This is a genomic window from Massilia eburnea (assembly GCF_050709955.1).
Lineage (GTDB): Bacteria > Pseudomonadota > Gammaproteobacteria > Burkholderiales > Burkholderiaceae_D > Rugamonas > Rugamonas eburnea_A.
On record NZ_JBNZFX010000005.1, the window covers coordinates 98,117 to 115,380 of the forward strand.

Below are 17,264 nucleotides of genomic sequence, written 5' to 3' on the forward strand. Positions count from 1 at the left end.
GAGGGGACGGGCATGAGCACTCGACTCTTTCGGAGGCTTTATGGCGATTCCGACTCATAGCGAACGACTGGATCTAGCTATTCAGTTTTCGGACTCGGTGGAGCGTATGCGACGGTGCCTAAGTACCGCAGGCATCCAGGTCGACGATGACGAAATCGTATTGGCCTGGGCGCATTATTCCGACACCTGGTGCGCTCAATGGTTGGCATTGCCAGATGCAGATCACGAGCTCCTGGCGATCCTAAGAAAGCATTTGCCAGAACCGCGAAAAGTCTGGCAAGTGGTGATCGAGGATGCTGGCGATGGGACAGGAGATGCGATTATCGTTTTTCCAATCGACTTACTGGCTCGGATCGGATGGAACGTAGATGACGATCTTGAAATCATCACAGCCTCAGCGGGCACGATGATTTTGCGACGCAAAGAGTGATCGGTTGAAGCACTTCATGCCATCAAAAAGGCTGGGAACATCATTGAAAAGTTTAAAGAATCAATCACACATGCCCATTTTCCATGGAACCATTTTTGACCTCTAAGCCAGCTCTTACATCATGCTGAGTGACCTAACCCCTACGCAACTGGAACTGGCAAATCACATTTCGTGTCTATCCGAGGCCGCCTATTGCGCTTCCTGGATGGACGGACTGGAATTCGCACTGTGGCGGTTGGTCCTCAATGGGCCCTTTAAGTACGGTCAGTTCCCACTCAGCTCAGAACACAGAGAAGACCTCATCGAACTAAGCAAAGCGTGCGGCGGCTGGATATATTTTCATGACCAGGCTGAGGAGACCTTTATCTCCATGGATGAATGGCTGCGACTCTTTCAGAACGAGGACCGGTCCTTGCTATGAATATTTTCATCGACACTGAGTTCACAGATCTTCTTGAACCTAGACTAGTGAGCCTGGGCCTCGTTGCAGAAACAGGGGAAGAGTTCTATGCCGAGCTGCCGTATCACAAGAAGGACTGCAGCCAATTTGTTCAGGAGGTTGTACTTCCATTGCTCGGTCATGACCCATATGCTCAAATGTCTGAAAGCGAGCTATTCAGGAGGTTGGATGATTGGCTGCGGCTAGTTAAACCGCGAAGCGAGGGCTTGGTAATTTGTTATGATTCGGCAATTGATTGGACTTTGTTGAACGAAGCACTTCAGGGGCAACTCCCTGCATGGTGTGAACCGCGCCTTGTCGATGACCGTATTAGCGAACTACTCCGGTACGACTACCATAAGCAAACAGGATTGCCTGAACACCATGCACTGAACGACGCAAAAGCAAATTGCTATGCGTTTAGGGAACGTGCATAAATTTTCCGATTCGAACGGACCGCCTTACTTCATTGGATTTTGCATGCCAGAGTTTTCTTGGGAACCGCTAGATTTTCTTGATGCCCTTGGGGTCATTCCCATCGAGGAGGAGGATGGAATCTCCTACAGTTATCAAGTCGATCGCAGCCCGTTGACCATGTCACTGATGATTTGGCCGCTTGCCGGCGACGTTGAGCTTGCGGTTCGATGCGCAGGAGTGAGCACCCCCATTGTCCTTCTCAATCTTCTAAACAGCCCTGGGGCAAGGGTCGTGAGTGCTAAGGACGGAAAATTCATTGAGTTCGCAGCTGCCAATATGTTCTCCGGACGATACGACAACACCCGGCCGGCCCCTTACGGATTTCGTCTGTGGGTCGAGCCAGAGCTCCAGGTCACGACGTTCAGCTACGACGTGTAATTACAAGGAATTTTATTGCGCCGTATAAGCCCCCTGCGTATGCCACCTATTCCACAATTTGTCGCCGAGATCAAGTTCCATTTCGAGGAGCATGGAGAAGACCGTCGGAGAAATTTCGTATTCGACGAAACGCTGCACCGACGCGTCCCAATGCGGATGGACGGAGTAGATGGACTCAATACTGTCGGAATGTGGGTCGATTCCGCTGCAGTGTTTGAAAAGGATGAAGTAGCGGTCGTACGATGCGTCGTAATCGCACCGGAGCTCTTCGTCGATGTGGTGATACCTGGCGTGAGGTTTGAACTATTGGATGGTGGATTTTTCGCCTCGGGGAAGGTCATCGAACGTATCGACGCCGGCTGGCAGGAAGCCCAGGGCCAATGAGCAACCAGACCCCACCATCAAGCAATCCAGAAACGACAGCAACGATGCTGCACATAATTTTCACGGAGTCGAGCCTTCTTCTGTCGAAAAAGGACTACCAGGACTGGCGAGTCATACAGGAAGAATTTGAAGACTATAAGGCTTCGTTGGGGCCTTGGCCGGAGGCGGAAGTATCCGCCTACTTGGACGACGAGTATCCGAGCATCGTTCCGAGTGCCCAGATACAGGTATCTAAGTTCCTGAAGTCAGACGCGCTCGAAGTTGAAGTCCAGTTTTCGAAGTAGGCAATGAAGACAAAGAAATTCGAACAGTATGATGTGGTCCGCGTGCTAGAAATACGAGCGGCAATAGGTGCGCTTGATGATGCATTCAATTTGCGCGCCCCGGCCATTGGCGATGTCGCCACGATTATCGAAGTCTATACTTCGCCTCCCGGCTATGAGTTGGAATGCAGCGACGGTAACGGCATCACTCAGTGGTTAATGGCGTTTAGCCCGGAGGACGTCGATCTCGAACTGGTGAAGCAATGAAGCGCAAGCTACTGATTTTTGACCTGGACGAAACACTCGTACATGCGAGGACTGAGTCGCTCCCACACCCAGCCGATTTTGTTTGGCATGGGTATCACGTCTACAAACGTCCTTTCCTGAAAGAGCTTTTGTCCCAGGTTTGCCAGGTCTACGACATCGCAGTATGGTCGTCGTCATCGCGTGAATACGTTGATGTCGTGGTGGAGAACGTGTTCGGCACTCAGGTCGATGTGAAATTTGCTTGGGCCATCGACCGATGCGTCCAGCGAGTTCATCCCAAGTCGAACGGGTACGTCTATATCAAAGACCTGCGAAAAGTTCAAAGCCAAGGGTACGAGGTCGAGCAGATCATTATTGTTGACGACTCCCCCGAGAAGATTGCGCGGCAGCCAAGGAATCATCTTGGAATTGCGCCTTTCATGGGAAAGCAAGATGACGTAGAACTTCTGGCATTGGCCGATGATCTGCTTCGTCGCGTCGGACAATTAGCAGTCGCTGATGATTCTGAAGATTTGGGAGAATAGCCATGGGTCTATGGCTACATGGATGCTGGCGCCAAGATGAACTACCTGGGATGACCTATGCGGATTAATTTCCAATTGACTCCCCTCGAGGACGTGATTCCATGGGGTGCGCCAAACAATCTGAGCCTATCGTGGTTTGGTCTAACCGATGGTCAATATTGGATCGACCTCGGCGAGACATCGCTGTTCGAATATAGTGAGCACGCCCGCACGGCAGGTGCAGGCCAATATTGCGATTACCAGATCGTTCGCCTTCTTGAGGACATCCTCGACATGCTCCCATCAATCATGGAGCCAGTTCCTCCCGCATTGGTCCAATACCTTTCAGGGGATTCTGGACATGCATGGGAAGCTACGCGTTCTCGCTGGGCGAGCGACCAGGCCAGTTGGCTTGATGAGGATGAATGCTGGCGACTAGCTGATCTTGCTGGCTCACTGTCGCATAACCGATTTCTTGACTCTGCATACTTGTCGCCATCAGCCAATATCTTGATGTGGTCTGACGAGAAAAACGTGCACATTGAGTGGGATAACAGCCAAAAAGTCATTGATGGCAAGCTCGCTTGGACAGCAGTTAAGGGCCATCTCCAGATTCCACGCGATGAATTCATCAAGGAGATTGAGTCCTTCCATTTCAGGTTCATCGAGCAGATGGCAGTTCGCATTAGCCAGGTGGTCTCAGGAGCACTTCCTCCAGAAATACGCATCGATCTTCAGCAACTGCAGGCTGAACATGAGGAACGTCAGAACGCATTTAAACTTGCCCTTAGCAATATCGTCAGCACACCGTGGGATGAAGTTGAGCGAGCAATTCTGGCAATTTCCGCCGCCAGGAACATCGAAACTGAATAGGAGTATCAATGTCGTTGAATGAAAATGATGTCTTGCCAGAGTTGGTGAGTCTGGCTAATCAACTGCCATTCGAATATGCGGACGGCGACGGCATCGACTTTGAGCCCCATGATACGTTCATGTCGATCGAAGATACGGCTCACTGGTTCCAGGCTTGGACCGGCAATCCAAATGCGGATGCTTCGAAGTTCCGTGTGTTTGGTCAAGATGGCACAGGTGGGTATGTCGCCTTCTGGACAGTGCGCCCCGGCTCTGACTTGTTAGCGCAGCCGGTTGTATTCTTGGGTTCTGAAGGTGAAACTGCAGTTGTGGCTCGCAATTTCTACGACTATCTTTGGCTTCTCGCAGCGGGGATAGGTCCCTACGAAGCTGCATCATATTCAGATGCGCCTCGCGTTTCGCAGCCCGAGTTGGAATCGTTCGCTCTTAGGAACGCACCTCCTGCCCGCACTGCTACGCAGGTGCTGCAAGACGCGCAAGCAGAGTTTCCGCTGTTTGTTCAGGGCATCGAAGCTCAATGCCGATAGCGGCATAAGCTGACCTCCACATTGACAAGAAGTCTCCAATGAGCTTAGATCACCCCATCCTCCGCAGCGTTGAGGCTGCACTCCTGGACTGTGATGGTTCGTGCAGAGATATCAACTTCGCAGAAAACATCTCTACGTCCGGGGCCATTGGTATTTTGGAGCTTCTAGAGTCATCTTGGACATTGGCGCAGGCGATGACGGGTGAAGGTGATGAAGTCCCAGGCACCGTGATGCAAAACACTCTTCGGCAACCAAACGGCTCACTGAGCACTGTCTGGCGTGGTGGACGCAACCCTGAGCATATCCAAGCCTATTTCCACTGGGTCGAGACAGATCGAGTATTTTGCGAGCTTACCTTCTTCCCACAAGACTTTGATAGCCAAACCTTTACGCTATTGGGATTCCTATCAGTGCTAAGAAATCTGGCGATAGCGGCGCGCAGTGATGAGTATTACCTTCGCTATGAGGACGCCTCATGGCGCCATGGGGAACACGAGAAGGATGGTGTGATTCTTTCTGATAAAGTGCTCGCGCTTTCAACAGTATGACGTGTGGTTCGTGCTTTTAAACTTGAGAGTTATCGGATATTGAGAAGATGCTTCCTTACCTGATTGAGAGTCGCGAGCCAACAGTTCGGCTATTCGAGCTTGATGACGGCCGGTTTCAAATCCTCGACGACGCGGAAGTCTCGCCGTTTCTGCCAGGGTTCGGTTACCTACTCGTGGAGCGGCGACTGGCCGACTTCTTTGTTGAGAATGATGTGCAACGTATCGTCTGCGAGAACGCTGTATTGTTCGATAGGGCTTCTGGCAAAGAATACAAGACACATGTTCGAATCCTCGTGCGGCAGTATTTCAAGCCGGAGGAAATCAACGATCTGGACCTTGAAGGACCACGTCTGCTAACAATGAATGACGAATACTACTTTGTAAGCCCTGAGTTGAAGACGCTCCTGCAAAGCGCTTCCTTCGAATATTTCCGCTTTAGCAGGGGATTAGAGGGGTTTGCTGGAACAGGAAGCTGAGAACGATCGCGACACATGACGAATACGAATCCCAGCATCGAAGAAGTAACTGATTGGGCCTATTCGGGATCCGAGTGGCCCATAGAGGAGTGGGACTTGTTTCTCTCCTGGACGGGCGAAGTGGACCTGTTCATTTCGCTGGCCACTGACCACAAGTGTCCGCACCGAATGTTTTTCCTACATATGCTGTACTACATTGTTGGAATGACGTATGGCTTGAAGAGAAAAGATGAGTCAACTTCCCGTATCGCGATGTATGCTTCAAAAGGTCGAACCGTGAATCATGGCGACATCAAGAAATGGGTTAGTGACGTCGACGCTCTACTAAAGGGTAAGCGGACATATAGTTACGATGACTGGCGTGGTGGAAAGCTCGCCGGCTATGAGTTCAGTTAGGAGCGATCTAGGTCGCAACTGCTCTTATAGCGATCAACGAGCCTGTCAGAATTTTAGTGTGAATCCGGGGTCATGAAATAATACCGAAAGGGATTGTCCATGACCGACGTAATGACCACAAAGAAGCCGAAAACCAAGAAGCAGTACCCGTTTCCCGTTGAACTGATCGACCAGCTGCTGGCACAGGTCGAGAACAAAGATGCTGAATCCATTCTCGGGGAATCAGGCCTGGCCGGCCAGCTCAAAAAGATGCTGGCCGAGCGCATGTTGACAGCCGAATTGACCCACCATCTCGCCACCGAAGGCGACGCAAAGAACCACCGCAACGGCAAGAGTCGCAAGACCGTGCTGGCGCCAGGCGGCGAGCTGGATCTGGAGATCCCGCGTGACCGTCTTTCCAGCTTTGAGCCAAAGCTGGTCGCCAAGCACCAGCGTCGTATGCCAGGCTTCGATGACCATGTGATCGGCATGTATGCACGCGGCATGACCGTGCGCGAGATTCAGGCGCATTTGTTGGAGCTGTACGGCACCGAAGTGTCGCCAGACCTGATTTCGACCATCACCGACGAGGTCATGGACGAAGTGACGCAATGGCAGCAGCGACCGCTCGAGACGATGTACCCGATCGTCTACTTCGATGCATTGCGGCTGAAGATCCGCGATGAGGGCACCGTCAAAAACAAGGCCGTGTATCTGGCGCTGGGTATCCGTGCCGATGGCCGCAAGGAAGTGCTGGGCCTGTGGATCGAACAAACCGAAGGCGCCAAGTTCTGGCTGAAGGTCTTCAACGAGCTGCGCAACCGTGGGCTGGAAGACATTCTGATCGCGGTAGTCGATGGCCTGCGCGGCTTCCCTGAAGCGATTGAGGCGGTGTACCCGCAAGCGCAAATCCAGACCTGCATCGTGCACCTGATTCGCAACTCGATGACGCTGGCGTCCTGGAAGGACCGTAAGGAGCTTGCTGCTGCGCTTAAGCCGATCTACCAGGCCGCTAACGCCGACGCGGCAGCGGCGGCGCTAGATGCCTTTGCAGACGGCCCGTGGGGGCAGCGCTTCCCGACCGTGCCGACGATGTGGCGGCGCCAATGGGAGCAGGTGATTCCGTTCTTCTCGTACCCACCGGAAGTACGTTCGATCATCTACACCACGAATGCTATTGAGAGCCTGCACATGCGATTGCGGAAGATCGTGAAGAACCGCGGCCACTTCCCGAGCGACGAGGCAGCGACCAAATTGCTGTATCTGGCCTTGCGCAATATCGAAAAAGATTGGAAGATGCCGCAGCGGACCTGGAAGATGGCCGCCAATCAGTTTGCCATTCTGTTTGGGGAACGCTTCACCAACGCGATTAACTAACTACGAACCGCGACCCCGGCACACAAAATTCCTGACAGGTCCCCAACGTCTCAAGGGCCTTGCAAGATCAACTGCTTCAACTCTCTTCGGCGTTTCTATTGTGACGATCTTATCTGCAAATCCGAGAGCAACATCTACCCACTCTTGAGGATTGCCATTGTCTGCAACCCGGAACCACGCGAGCTCATCATGCGCCGCATCGTTCCCCTGTGTGGGCGCTAGCTCATGGAATGCAACTGAGGGCTCTATTTTGATATCGAGACATTGGGCGAAAGCCAAGATTGCTGAGGCAATTTGTTTCTGCCAACAATCAGGTCCTTCAAGAGATTCCCCTTTTGCTATCTGCGCCAACCTTGACACGATGTTCCGATCGGGAAGCAAGATGGTTTCGCATTCGTCCACCCAAGCATGATGAATAAAGCCATCGACGTTGTATAGGCCGACTGCAGGAGGAATGTATCCCGGAACGAGGATGCCCGCCTTTTCAAGTAAAGATGCAATATCTTGCAACTGGAAATATGGAAATTCGGGAGGCAGCCATATGAGTGCCTCCATATCGTAGTCATCCATTGATACGCATTGTAAGTGATAAAAACATTCTTTCTGCATGTGCTCAGGATGGCTTGATTCCCCTTAAGTGAGGCATGACGTTCCTTTCCGCCGGTATGGGGATCGGGTCCACGTAAAACTCCGAAATCAGCTTTTCGCGCTCTATCAGGGTACCGCCCCACCCTCCATCATCCTCAGTGCGTCCAAACACAATGAGGAATCGGCCATCCAATGCGTCGACAGTCAAGATAAAGGTCCGCAAGTGGGTCTGCGACATTCCACGCACAACCCATTCCTTTTCCAACCTGTTGTCACGTAAGTACTGCAGCGCTTGTGCCTTCGAGAAGAACAGCACAGACAGCAGGCGCCCATCCTGCAGCATCCCATAGGGTGCATTTGTCTCAACTTCATAGATTGACCAAAATGGCGCTCCAACTACTTTTTCATCGGGCATCGTCGCGATCTCCAACCTCATACCCAATAGCTGAGAAATCGTTGGCAAGTCTTCTAATTCGAGCAAGAGGATACTGTGATCATCTGCGAATTTTCTTGCCCCGCTTTGGTAACCCCCCGAAGAAATCATTACTGCGGTCATCCCAGGAAATTCGTCAACTGCGCACTTGAACACGGCAACTTCTGCTCGCTCAACCGGCCGCTTTGTATTCTTACATTCGAAGGCGACTCGATGGCGAAAGCCTGCCTTTTCAAACTCATAAAACACATCAAGCTTGTAAGAGTTGCCCGTTTTGCCTCGCAATTGAACATTACGACCGACAACGACGTTTTCACCTTCTATGCTCAACAGGAATTCGTAGACCTGCTTGACATGATCTTCTAGTCCTTCCCATGACATTTTGGGCGCATGTTTGTTTTGGCACTTCAGTATTTCTATTAACGCCCTCATTGAGGGTTTTCGCATTCAGAGTACCTTCCGATTAAATTGAACCAATAGCCTCAACACGGATCATATGCGGCCCAGGCCCGCCGTCATCAGTTCACCTTTTTACAAACGATCCGCAGAGTCTTTCAAGACTGAGTCAAGCACTCCTCAACTTATTCATGGTACCAGATTGCAAAAAATATTAACCTGGGGCACTTTTTTTTAGATGCTGAACATTGTAAGCATGCAACTAACACCGATAGGCCTGTAGTTTGGGGCCGCCCCCCAGTACACTTTTTTCTGTCGATATTGTGCAGAAAAATTCGAAACTATCTGATCGCTTCGTCCGTTCTCGGGCGTTCTTCGAACCAGATTTGTCAGGACAGTGCAAGGTTTGTGAGTCGCTGATGTATCGTCGCCCATTCAGCATTTAGATCCACTGTAGCAACTGTAAAGCGATGCCCCGCTAAAGTCATCCGTAGCTTAAGCGGCTCATCTGTTTGTGGATAAAGTAGCAAGCCTTCAGGCCGCGGCGCATGACTCTCCAATGCTGCTGCTTGGTTCGATAGATACGACGACAGCTGATATAAGTGCTGAGACTGTAAAGATTTCTTGCCTTTGTAAACTTGGAACAACTTCGGCGTAAACTTGGTCTCCACAATAATATGGCGCTCAGGCGAGCGAAGCGTTGAGTCAGTTTGCATTCGCGGTAGTAATTTTATGTCGGAAGGCTCACCAATAGCATCCCAATTAACATAGTTTGCGCTTACTTCAAATTCAGGTAACTCGTGCTTATAAAAATTAGTAACGAACGCCTGAAATAACATACGCATCTTCTTCTCGTCTTGGGTGAATTCGCTGAATCGATACTTGCCCTCTCCGTCACTGGGCAACATTTCGTCGTGAATCATGCGACACACATGAAGCAGCAATGTATAACGGCCAGATCGATGCACTGCCGCAGCTCCGCGGAAGTGCCAGCCGAAGAGGGCAATTGTGGAAATAGATGCGAGCGCCTGACTCAATTTGAAGAGTTCAGCTCGCAATCTATGATCTACTTCTTCGCACGCAAGAAGCGAGATGATTGTTGCCTTAACAATTTGGTTAGGCAGCACATCGGCTGAGTACTCGTCAATGTCGCAGATGGCACGCCGACGAGACAAATGAAGTTGTTTAATTGAATCCGTTACATTGATTTTGCCTCGCGGCGTAAAGGTTTCCTCTTCCATTCCGACATATTGTCTACATAGCCCTCTACGCAGCAGATGCTCAGTTGACACAACCAAGACTCGTGCAAGCAAATTGGGCAGATCACCTCTGGGAAGGACGCCTAATTTGACTTGTCTCGCCTGGTCTAGTCGATTCCAGGCGTAGGCAAGCATCATATAGAGGTTTTCGACTTTAACTAGGGCCATGACAGTTTTTCAACAATCGCTTCTATCTCACTAATGTCTTTGTCATACCAATAGTCTTCGAGCAGTGGGCGAATTTCTGTTTCGATGATCTCTCCATAGTAGAGCTGGTCACTCCAGCCTTCGGGACGATTCGCGCAAAAGTAACTATGTCCGACGCAAAAGCCGTCTCTTAAGTCCGGATCTGCCGCAATGCTCTCGTTTAGTTCTGCAAATTTAACTTGAATTGCATCCACGAACGCTGGTTGCCAGCCTTTTTGGATTAGATGCTCGCCGAACTTAACACTCTCAAATCCCGGACGCACTTTAATAAATGCAAATCTACGACGTAACGCGTAATCGATTGTCGTGACCGATCTATCTGCAGTGTTCATCATACCGATGATGTGGACATTGCTTGGTACAAAGAACTTGCGCTCCGTAGATGACGCATATGCTAGCCTAAGGCCCCAGCCTTGATCGCGCTTCTCGGCTTCGATAAGCATTAGAAGTTCGCCGAAAATCTTACTTAGATTCCCACGGTTTATTTCGTCGATCATGAACACGAAATTTTTTCTGGCTCACTCCTGGCACGTTCGCAAAATTCGTAAAACACACCATTTCGTATCGCAAAGCCACCAGTTGTAGGGTCCGGTCGAAAACCCTGTACGAAATCTTCATATGAATATGCCTGATGAAACTGCACAGCCTCGATATAGCGATCGTCTTTAATTCCAACCATGGCATATGCTAATCGCTTAGCTACGAGCGTTTTCCCGACTCCGGGAGAACCTTGCAATATGATATTTTTCTTTGATCCAAGCAAGCGAATCGCCCGATCAAATTCCCTCTCGTCCATGAAGAGATCACGCAGTGCATCTGATATTTCGAAAAATTCGATTGACGCTGCAACGTGCCTGTCTTCGCGAAGGAACTCCAGAACATTTTCGTAGAACTCCTTGGATACAGGGCGCACTGCGTGTTGATTGTTGTATCCCTGCTGCTTCTCCAGTTCCGAGACTATTGCATTCGAAAACGGTGGATGCCCATCGATTTCTTCCCATTCGAGAAAAGCGCTTTCGAAGTATTTGTGCTGGAGCGGCTCATCAGGCAATGGAGGGACGGCGTTACTGGGTGCTAGCCGCCCAATGCCGACTACTCGCGCACCAGCTTTATCTTTCGAGTCGATAACGACGTAGCCGCCCTTTATGAGCTTGGTATAGTTTGGCACTGTAGAGCCAAAGCGATAAGATCTCCCCTTTTGGTCAGCCCACTTGCTGTTTTTATTACTGCGAAGCACGAAGTACTGATTTGTTGATTCAGTAGCAGTTGGCAGTTCGAAAACACTAGCAGGCGGTCGATCTAACGTTAGTTTCTGCTGAGCAAATTCGTCAATCGAGTCGAAGTCCCGATGGATGTTTGCGGTCTTGTCGCCACCTACTCGGGCGAAACCGTAAACTTGCCTTGGTAAATACTCAGACACTTCCTCAAGTGGAATTTCAATTTTTTGTGGGCGGGTTAAGAAAAACATCTTCTCCCATGTTGACCCATCTCTCCCTGCCCCCCATAGCGCCGTCGCCAGACCACGATTAGTCAGCTTATGAGTTACGGTGGCGACAAACTGGTATTTGCTTTCAAATGCACAAATCACAATATCGCCTGGCTCGACTTGGGCGTAATACTTATCGTTCATGGGCCCCGGCTGAGCTCCCCAAGCATATAGCTCGCCATCGAGACGTGAACTGTTCAAAAATTCGACATCTTCACTGGTGCAGTTCTCTTGGATCAGAGATTCGGGGATTCCAGCCGTGATAGAAATCTTTAAGTTCGTCCTGGCGGCGGGGTCTGCCGCTGAAAATACGAAGATATTTTTGGCCACGTTGTGCCCGCAATAGCTGCAAGTTGGTATTGTTAAACATATTATCATGAGTAACATTTACCAACAGTTGGTGACTGCCAATTGCTAAATTCATACGTTGAACGAAAGTTGACTAGCATGCTAGTCTCACGTGTGCTTCTCAACGATCTTACGAATGAATAAATCTAACAGCGTAGAACAGCGCAAACTTCGCGAATCTGAACAGCGGAGAAAGGACATCATCAAGGCGGTTCGCGCCCTGATCAAAGCTGGCGGAGCGCGCGAGATCACGCTGCGCAAGGTCGCGGAAAAGGCGGGCTTTTCGACCACCGTTGTCTACAACCTGTTCCAAAACAAAGCCACGCTGATCACCCAAGCGATGGACAGCGACCTGCTCGACTTGGTCAAAGCCATGCGCAACGCCACCGATGCGGACCTTTCGCCGCTAGAGAACATCCGCCGCACGGGGCGGGCCTATGTGACCTTCGGCATGCGGCATCCCGACCAGTACGCGCTGGTCTTCCTCGAACGCCGGCCGCATGCGCCGGTGGCAAGTTCGCGCGTTGAGCACGGCAACCAGGCGCAAGACCCCTATGCGTTTGCCTGCCAGCTCTTCGTCGATCTGGCTGCCACTGGCCAAATTCCTGTGGAGCAGGTAGAGGCCATGGCCCAGATCTACTGGGAAGGCTTGCACGGCATGGTGTCGTTGCGCCTGGTGTTCGGGGATGGCGAAGAGTGGTTCGAGCATGACGAGTTCAATCGCCACCTGGAAGCACTAATCGACGTGCTGCTAATCGGAATATTGCACCGCTTCAACAAACCGCCGGCACAGAGTTAAGAGCGACAGGAGCCAACGGCGTTGTTGCATATTTAGCGCTTCAGTTGCCGATTGATCAATAGGCGCTGCCTTTGTGATAGCCTGTGCTGATGTCCTCAGCAATCACCATCGGCAGATCCAATAGTCTCCAGCGTGAACCCTGGCGATTAAGTAGTGCCTTGGTGATTTCCACCATCATTCACGCCGGACTTTTGAGCATTACCTTGGGCGGCCAAACCTTCGGACTACCCGCTCTGAAATTTCCATGGCAGGAACGACGGCTGGGCGCCAACGATTTGCAGGTGCTACTCCTGCCTCCGCCGCCTTCTTCCCCTGCATCAGCGGCATTAACGCCGGCACCACTTGCAGCTTTAAAAGAAAACGCTAATCCCGTTTTGGCGCCAGTGGAGCGGCCCGTAGTCGCAGGCCCGGTTGCATCGATGATCGCGCCTCCACCCGCTATCGGAAACAGCGAGACACCTGCCATCCTGATTCCGCCCCCTGCACCGGCGCAGGCGCCAACCTCAATGCCAGTAACTCCGGCTGGCAAGCTGCAGGAAATACCTTCATCGGCCGCCCCTATCGCATCGCCCACAAATGCTCCAGCTAACGCCACGGTGCGCAGTATTCCCGTTCAGGAGCGCGAGGCACAAGTACCGGATAACGCTAGCGACGCGGCACCAAAGATCCTTGAGAAAGAGGCTCAAGAACGCACGCTCGAATTGGCTAAGCTCGAACAGGAAAAGCAAGTGGCAGAACGCCTGCGTCAAGCCGAAATGATGGCAGACGCCCAGCGGGAAGCGACCCGAAAAGCACAGCAACAGCAAGAGGCCGCTCGCCAGGAGCAGGAGCGCGCCGAAAGCGTACGTAAGGAAATCATCCGTCAGGAACAAGCCCGGCAAGCGCAGCTCGAGGCTGCTCGCCAGGAGGAACTTCGCCAAGAGGCCATTCGCGTCGAGCAGGTAGCCAGGAACGAAGCTGCGCGGCAGGAGGCCGAACGCCAGGTGCTGGCCCGTGAAGAAGAAATTCGTCGTGAACAGGCAAAGCTGGAAGAGAAAGCACGCCAGGAGGCAGCCCGGCAGGCGCAGGAACGAGCCGAACTCGCGCGCGTAGAGGCAGCACGCAAGGCGGAAGCCCAGCGTGCAGAACAGGCAAAGCAGGCGCAGCTTGAGGCGATACGGCAGGCACAACAACTGGAAGCGGCGCGCCAAGACGCCATCAAACAAGAGGCTGGGCGACAAGAAGCCGCAAAGCAGGAGGCAGCGCGCCTCGAGCAAGTGAAGCGCGAGCAAGCGCAACTCGAGAAAGCGAAGCAGGAGGCAGAGCGGGAAGAACGCCTGCGCGCAATCGGCAGGCAACTCAACGAAGAGGCGGCCCAACGCGATGCAGCGTTGAAGAACCCTTCACGCTCGCTGCTCCCTACAGTTAGCGGAATACGCCGGGGATGGCTCTTTGGTCGCGTGGATCCAAATGCAGACCTGGTTCAATACGCGGATGCGATAAGCAAGAAGTTCGAACTGAACATGGCATTCGACATGGTTCGCGAAGTAGCGAAACAGCGCCACGTTCCGCCCATGGTGACGTTGGCGATTCGTGCAGACGGGTCTGTAGAGAAGGTGACTTTTGTCGTTTCCAGCGGTGTGCCGGCGATCGACGAAGCAATACGAAACGTGGTGGCCAGGCATGCGCCCTACGGGGCATTCCCGCCCAGCCTGGCGCGTCAATACGACGTTATCGAAATTCGACGCACCTGGATATTTGATACTGCCATCCGCCTGCAATAGAAATTCTGAGGTTTGCACGTTCACCCCTCACGTGCGCAGCTCGCATAGCTGCGTTCTTGATCACTTTGCTCAAATGATGACGCTCAATCGCCGCTCTTGCGAACCGGCCTCGGCCTGATTGACGCGAGCAGCCTCTCCCAAAGATAGAGGGCCTCTGCATCAGAGATTCCAGCTCTTTCACCGCCAATTACGTTGTCCTTGACGCCAGTGTGCAGCTGAATGTCCAGCACTGGCAGCAGAGGGTTTTTGGGTTCTCCTTGGCTTAGAAATTCGAACTCGTGATGCTCTTTCCCGGACTCCTGGGCAGGCATTCTGGCTCCAACTTCAAAACCATCCCAGTTGCCAACCCGTCGTTTTCCCTTACTCAAGAATTTTATTCGGCTATACCATGCGCCCTTGCCCAGTGCGATTGCATCCTGCCGTGCCGCCTTCATCCTTGGCTCGAGTGCATCCGATGGGATATGAATGTCCTTCTTTGTCATTTCTATTGAGATATGGACATCCGCGAATTCTTTCAGCCTGATCCCGAGGGTGACAGCCTCCACCATGTAGCGGTGGGATGGATCGGCTACAAAAGCACCGTCAAGACAAATGCCAGGCTCACTTGGAACTTCATCTGCAGCGCGCGCGCGAAGACGCTTTGCGATCTGTCGAGCATCATCCGAAGCTTTCAAGTATTTCCCTCCTCTCCCGAAGACCTCGTACTCTTGAACGAATAGATCGTCACCAACCTTCACAAGCGAGTGAACACTGTAATAGGCACCGTCCCCCTTACCTACACCAAGTACGATCTTCTGGTTCGGTGCGAAGCCATCCAGCACCTTCCCGATTAGGGAGCCATCTTCATGTAATGCGTCGTATGCAAGCCATTTTCTCGATTCGGCTTCGGCTACCGCCTCGCGAACTGCAGCATCGAAGTTCCTTCCCTCATTTTCTTTCCGCCAGATTTCAACGGGCAATCTGGCAGGACCAAAAACTATTTCTGCATTGGCAGGCACATCGATGATGAAGCGCCCTACACATACGGGCTTCATTTTTTCAGTCACTGCAACAAGGCGATTCGCATCGTTAGACATCTTCTTCTCCGATCCATTTGCATAGCAAATTCCGGTAATGCTGATGGTGGTGAACAGGGCCGCACACATTGATAACTGGCTAATGGGCTTGTTCATGCCAGCCCCCATTCCATGGTCGCAGCAATCTTGATAATGCAGAAAAGAGTCGAGTTCTGGGCCCTGACGTCCTTGTAGCTGTTCTGATGTTCATAACCTGTTTGCCGAAAGATCCCTTTGAATCTGCCACTCAATAGCTGGTGATCGGATGAACGGATCGGGACGGTCTGGTCGCCGGCACCAAAGGGACCTGTCAGGAATTTTGTGTGCCGGGGTCGCGGTTCGTAGTTAGTTAATCGCGTTGGTGAAGCGTTCCCCAAACAGAATGGCAAACTGATTGGCGGCCATCTTCCAGGTCCGCTGCGGCATCTTCCAATCTTTTTCGATATTGCGCAAGGCCAGATACAGCAATTTGGTCGCTGCTTCGTCGCTTGGGAAGTGGCCACGGTTCTTCACGATTTTCCGCAAACGCATGTGCAGGCTCTCAATAGCGTTCGTTGTGTAGATGATCGTGCGCACTTCCGGCGGGTAGGAGAAGAACGGTATCACCTGTTCCCATTGGCGTCGCCACATCGCAGGTACGGTCGGGAAACGCTGCCCCCATGGCCCCTCTGCAAAGGCATCTAGCGCCGCTGCTGCCGCGTCGGCATTGGCGGCCTGGTAGATCGGCTTGAGCGCAGCTGCGAGCTCCTTACGGTCCTTCCAGGATGCGAGCGTCATCGAGTTGCGGATCAGGTGCACGATGCAGGTCTGGATCTGCGCCTGCGGGTACACGGCCTCAATCGCTTCAGGGAAGCCGCGTAGGCCGTCCACTACCGCGATCAGAATGTCTTCCAGTCCACGGTTGCGTAGCTCGTTGAAGACCTTCAGCCAGAACTTGGCGCCTTCAGTTTGTTCGATCCATAGGCCCAGCACTTCTTTGCGGCCGTCGGCGCGGATGCCCAGCGCCAGATACACGGCCTTGTTTTTGACGGTGCCCTCATCGCGGATCTTCAACCGCAATGCATCGAAGTAAACGATCGGGTACATCGTCTCGAGTGGTCGCTGCTGCCATTGCGTCACTTCGTCCATGACCTCGTCAGTGATGGTCGAAATCAGGTCTGGCGACACTTCGGTTCCGTACAGTTCCAACAAATGCGCCTGAATCTCGCGCACGGTCATGCCGCGTGCATACATGCCGATCACATGGTCATCGAAGCCTGGCATACGACGCTGGTGCTTGGCGACCAGCTTTGGCTCAAAGCTGGAAAGACGGTCACGCGGGATCTCCAGATCCAGCTCGCCGCCTGGCGCCAGCACGGTCTTGCGACTCTTGCCGTTGCGGTGGTTCTTTGTGTCGCCTTCGGTGGCGAGATGGTGGGTTAATTCGGCTGTCAACATGCGCTCGGCCAGCATCTTTTTGAGCTGGCCGGCCAGGCCTGATTCCCCGAGAATGGATTCAGCATCTTTGTTCTCGACCTGTGCCAGCAGCTGGTCGATCAGTTCAACGGGAAACGGGTACTGCTTCTTGGTTTTCGGCTTCTTCGTGGTCATTACGTCGGTCATGGAAAATCCCT

21 protein-coding genes are annotated in these 17,264 nt (G+C 52.3%); 14 read left to right on the forward strand and 7 right to left on the reverse strand.

Going from position 1 to position 17,264, the window contains the following annotated elements:
- The first annotated feature begins 40 nt into the window (after positions 1 to 40).
- The 12 genes from ACQ4MM_RS05280 (at position 41) to ACQ4MM_RS05335 (ending at position 7,317) form a co-directional block, all read left to right on the forward strand.
- The gene (locus ACQ4MM_RS05280; protein WP_057262318.1) at positions 41 to 430 is read left to right on the forward strand and encodes a hypothetical protein; all 390 of its coding nucleotides are present in this window, start codon (positions 41 to 43) and stop codon (positions 428 to 430) included.
- Between the two features lie 417 nt (positions 431 to 847).
- The gene (locus tag ACQ4MM_RS05285; protein WP_057262320.1) at positions 848 to 1,306 is read left to right on the forward strand and encodes a 3'-5' exoribonuclease; all 459 of its coding nucleotides are present in this window, start codon (positions 848 to 850) and stop codon (positions 1,304 to 1,306) included.
- A 43-nt stretch (positions 1,307 to 1,349) separates the two neighbouring features.
- Complete coding sequence (locus ACQ4MM_RS05290) at positions 1,350 to 1,724, forward strand: hypothetical protein (RefSeq protein ID WP_431476391.1); 375 nt, start codon at positions 1,350 to 1,352, stop codon at positions 1,722 to 1,724.
- 15 nt (positions 1,725 to 1,739) lie between these two features.
- Complete coding sequence (locus ACQ4MM_RS05295) at positions 1,740 to 2,108, forward strand: hypothetical protein (protein ID WP_431476392.1); 369 nt, start codon at positions 1,740 to 1,742, stop codon at positions 2,106 to 2,108.
- A complete protein-coding gene (locus tag ACQ4MM_RS05300; RefSeq protein WP_431476393.1) occupies positions 2,105 to 2,392 on the forward strand; it encodes a hypothetical protein in 288 nt (95 codons plus the stop codon). Before ACQ4MM_RS05295 ends, ACQ4MM_RS05300 begins: the two co-directional genes overlap by 4 nt.
- Before the next feature lie 3 nt (positions 2,393 to 2,395).
- Entirely contained in the window at positions 2,396 to 2,638 is a 243-nt protein-coding gene (locus ACQ4MM_RS05305; RefSeq protein WP_431476394.1) for a hypothetical protein, read from the forward strand.
- On the forward strand, positions 2,635 to 3,162 hold the full coding sequence (locus ACQ4MM_RS05310; protein ID WP_431476395.1) for an NIF family HAD-type phosphatase: 528 nt from the start codon (positions 2,635 to 2,637) through the stop codon (positions 3,160 to 3,162). The genes ACQ4MM_RS05305 and ACQ4MM_RS05310 overlap by 4 nt, the downstream gene beginning before the upstream one ends.
- A 57-nt stretch (positions 3,163 to 3,219) precedes the next feature.
- Complete coding sequence (locus ACQ4MM_RS05315; protein ID WP_431476396.1) at positions 3,220 to 4,014, forward strand: DUF5984 family protein; 795 nt, start codon at positions 3,220 to 3,222, stop codon at positions 4,012 to 4,014.
- Between the two features lie 8 nt (positions 4,015 to 4,022).
- Complete coding sequence (locus ACQ4MM_RS05320) at positions 4,023 to 4,541, forward strand: hypothetical protein (RefSeq protein ID WP_057262328.1); 519 nt, start codon at positions 4,023 to 4,025, stop codon at positions 4,539 to 4,541.
- A gap of 38 nt (positions 4,542 to 4,579) precedes the next feature.
- Positions 4,580 to 5,089, forward strand: coding sequence for a hypothetical protein (locus tag ACQ4MM_RS05325; RefSeq protein WP_431476397.1), 510 nt, complete (start codon positions 4,580 to 4,582; stop codon positions 5,087 to 5,089).
- A 47-nt stretch (positions 5,090 to 5,136) separates the two neighbouring features.
- On the forward strand, positions 5,137 to 5,565 hold the full coding sequence (locus ACQ4MM_RS05330; protein ID WP_431476398.1) for a hypothetical protein: 429 nt from the start codon (positions 5,137 to 5,139) through the stop codon (positions 5,563 to 5,565).
- Between the two features lie 507 nt (positions 5,566 to 6,072).
- Positions 6,073 to 7,317 (forward strand): IS256 family transposase, encoded by a 1,245-nt coding sequence (locus tag ACQ4MM_RS05335; RefSeq protein ID WP_431476446.1) that lies wholly within the window; start codon positions 6,073 to 6,075, stop codon positions 7,315 to 7,317.
- Here the strand turns inward: ACQ4MM_RS05335 and ACQ4MM_RS05340 are convergent, their stop codons facing one another.
- From ACQ4MM_RS05340 to ACQ4MM_RS05360, 5 genes are all read right to left on the reverse strand, one after another.
- Complete coding sequence (locus ACQ4MM_RS05340) at positions 7,318 to 7,887, reverse strand: hypothetical protein (RefSeq protein ID WP_431476399.1); 570 nt, start codon at positions 7,885 to 7,887, stop codon at positions 7,318 to 7,320.
- 43 nt (positions 7,888 to 7,930) lie between these two features.
- Positions 7,931 to 8,785 (reverse strand): restriction endonuclease, encoded by an 855-nt coding sequence (locus tag ACQ4MM_RS05345; RefSeq protein ID WP_431476400.1) that lies wholly within the window; start codon positions 8,783 to 8,785, stop codon positions 7,931 to 7,933.
- Between the two features lie 338 nt (positions 8,786 to 9,123).
- Positions 9,124 to 10,161: a 5-methylcytosine restriction system specificity protein McrC gene (locus ACQ4MM_RS05350; RefSeq protein WP_431476401.1), complete on the reverse strand. Its 1,038-nt coding sequence runs from the start codon at positions 10,159 to 10,161 to the stop codon at positions 9,124 to 9,126.
- Positions 10,152 to 10,697 (reverse strand): AAA family ATPase, encoded by a 546-nt coding sequence (locus tag ACQ4MM_RS05355; RefSeq protein WP_431476447.1) that lies wholly within the window; start codon positions 10,695 to 10,697, stop codon positions 10,152 to 10,154. Before ACQ4MM_RS05355 ends, ACQ4MM_RS05350 begins: the two co-directional genes overlap by 10 nt.
- Complete coding sequence (locus ACQ4MM_RS05360; RefSeq protein WP_431476402.1) at positions 10,694 to 12,016, reverse strand: AAA family ATPase; 1,323 nt, start codon at positions 12,014 to 12,016, stop codon at positions 10,694 to 10,696. The genes ACQ4MM_RS05355 and ACQ4MM_RS05360 overlap by 4 nt, the downstream gene beginning before the upstream one ends.
- A 154-nt stretch (positions 12,017 to 12,170) precedes the next feature.
- Between ACQ4MM_RS05360 and ACQ4MM_RS05365 the strand changes: the two genes are divergently transcribed.
- Both ACQ4MM_RS05365 and ACQ4MM_RS05370 read left to right on the forward strand, forming a co-directional pair.
- Positions 12,171 to 12,833, forward strand: coding sequence for a TetR/AcrR family transcriptional regulator (locus ACQ4MM_RS05365; RefSeq protein ID WP_431476403.1), 663 nt, complete (start codon positions 12,171 to 12,173; stop codon positions 12,831 to 12,833).
- Positions 12,834 to 12,922: 89 nt separating this feature from the next.
- Positions 12,923 to 14,596, forward strand: coding sequence for a hypothetical protein (locus ACQ4MM_RS05370; RefSeq protein ID WP_431476404.1), 1,674 nt, complete (start codon positions 12,923 to 12,925; stop codon positions 14,594 to 14,596).
- A gap of 83 nt (positions 14,597 to 14,679) precedes the next feature.
- On the opposite strand, the gene ACQ4MM_RS05375 is transcribed toward ACQ4MM_RS05370, so the two are convergent.
- Both ACQ4MM_RS05375 and ACQ4MM_RS05380 read right to left on the reverse strand, forming a co-directional pair.
- A complete protein-coding gene (locus ACQ4MM_RS05375; protein ID WP_431476405.1) occupies positions 14,680 to 15,768 on the reverse strand; it encodes a T6SS immunity protein Tli4 family protein in 1,089 nt (362 codons plus the stop codon).
- 228 nt (positions 15,769 to 15,996) lie between these two features.
- Positions 15,997 to 17,253: an IS256 family transposase gene (locus ACQ4MM_RS05380; protein WP_431476406.1), complete on the reverse strand. Its 1,257-nt coding sequence runs from the start codon at positions 17,251 to 17,253 to the stop codon at positions 15,997 to 15,999.
- Between the last annotated feature and the right edge of the window lie 11 nt (positions 17,254 to 17,264).

Bases quoted from the DNA above. Each gene is read 5' to 3' on its own strand.
- ACQ4MM_RS05280 (WP_057262318.1), top strand. From the start codon at position 41: ATGGCGATTCCGACTCATAGCGAACGACTGGATCTAGCTATTCAGTTT.
- ACQ4MM_RS05285 (WP_057262320.1), top strand. From the start codon at position 848: ATGAATATTTTCATCGACACTGAGTTCACAGATCTTCTTGAACCTAGA.
- ACQ4MM_RS05290 (WP_431476391.1), top strand. From the start codon at position 1,350: ATGCCAGAGTTTTCTTGGGAACCGCTAGATTTTCTTGATGCCCTTGGG.
- ACQ4MM_RS05300 (WP_431476393.1), top strand. From the start codon at position 2,105: ATGAGCAACCAGACCCCACCATCAAGCAATCCAGAAACGACAGCAACG.
- ACQ4MM_RS05305 (WP_431476394.1), top strand. From the start codon at position 2,396: ATGAAGACAAAGAAATTCGAACAGTATGATGTGGTCCGCGTGCTAGAA.
- ACQ4MM_RS05310 (WP_431476395.1), top strand. From the start codon at position 2,635: ATGAAGCGCAAGCTACTGATTTTTGACCTGGACGAAACACTCGTACAT.
- ACQ4MM_RS05315 (WP_431476396.1), top strand. From the start codon at position 3,220: ATGCGGATTAATTTCCAATTGACTCCCCTCGAGGACGTGATTCCATGG.
- ACQ4MM_RS05320 (WP_057262328.1), top strand. From the start codon at position 4,023: ATGTCGTTGAATGAAAATGATGTCTTGCCAGAGTTGGTGAGTCTGGCT.
- ACQ4MM_RS05325 (WP_431476397.1), top strand. From the start codon at position 4,580: ATGAGCTTAGATCACCCCATCCTCCGCAGCGTTGAGGCTGCACTCCTG.
- ACQ4MM_RS05330 (WP_431476398.1), top strand. From the start codon at position 5,137: ATGCTTCCTTACCTGATTGAGAGTCGCGAGCCAACAGTTCGGCTATTC.
- ACQ4MM_RS05335 (WP_431476446.1), top strand. From the start codon at position 6,073: ATGACCACAAAGAAGCCGAAAACCAAGAAGCAGTACCCGTTTCCCGTT.
- ACQ4MM_RS05340 (WP_431476399.1), bottom strand. From the start codon at position 7,887: ATGGATGACTACGATATGGAGGCACTCATATGGCTGCCTCCCGAATTT.
- ACQ4MM_RS05345 (WP_431476400.1), bottom strand. From the start codon at position 8,785: ATGCGAAAACCCTCAATGAGGGCGTTAATAGAAATACTGAAGTGCCAA.
- ACQ4MM_RS05350 (WP_431476401.1), bottom strand. From the start codon at position 10,161: ATGGCCCTAGTTAAAGTCGAAAACCTCTATATGATGCTTGCCTACGCC.
- ACQ4MM_RS05355 (WP_431476447.1), bottom strand. From the start codon at position 10,697: ATGATCGACGAAATAAACCGTGGGAATCTAAGTAAGATTTTCGGCGAA.
- ACQ4MM_RS05365 (WP_431476403.1), top strand. From the start codon at position 12,171: ATGAATAAATCTAACAGCGTAGAACAGCGCAAACTTCGCGAATCTGAA.
- ACQ4MM_RS05370 (WP_431476404.1), top strand. From the start codon at position 12,923: ATGTCCTCAGCAATCACCATCGGCAGATCCAATAGTCTCCAGCGTGAA.
- ACQ4MM_RS05375 (WP_431476405.1), bottom strand. From the start codon at position 15,768: ATGAACAAGCCCATTAGCCAGTTATCAATGTGTGCGGCCCTGTTCACC.
- ACQ4MM_RS05380 (WP_431476406.1), bottom strand. From the start codon at position 17,253: ATGACCGACGTAATGACCACGAAGAAGCCGAAAACCAAGAAGCAGTAC.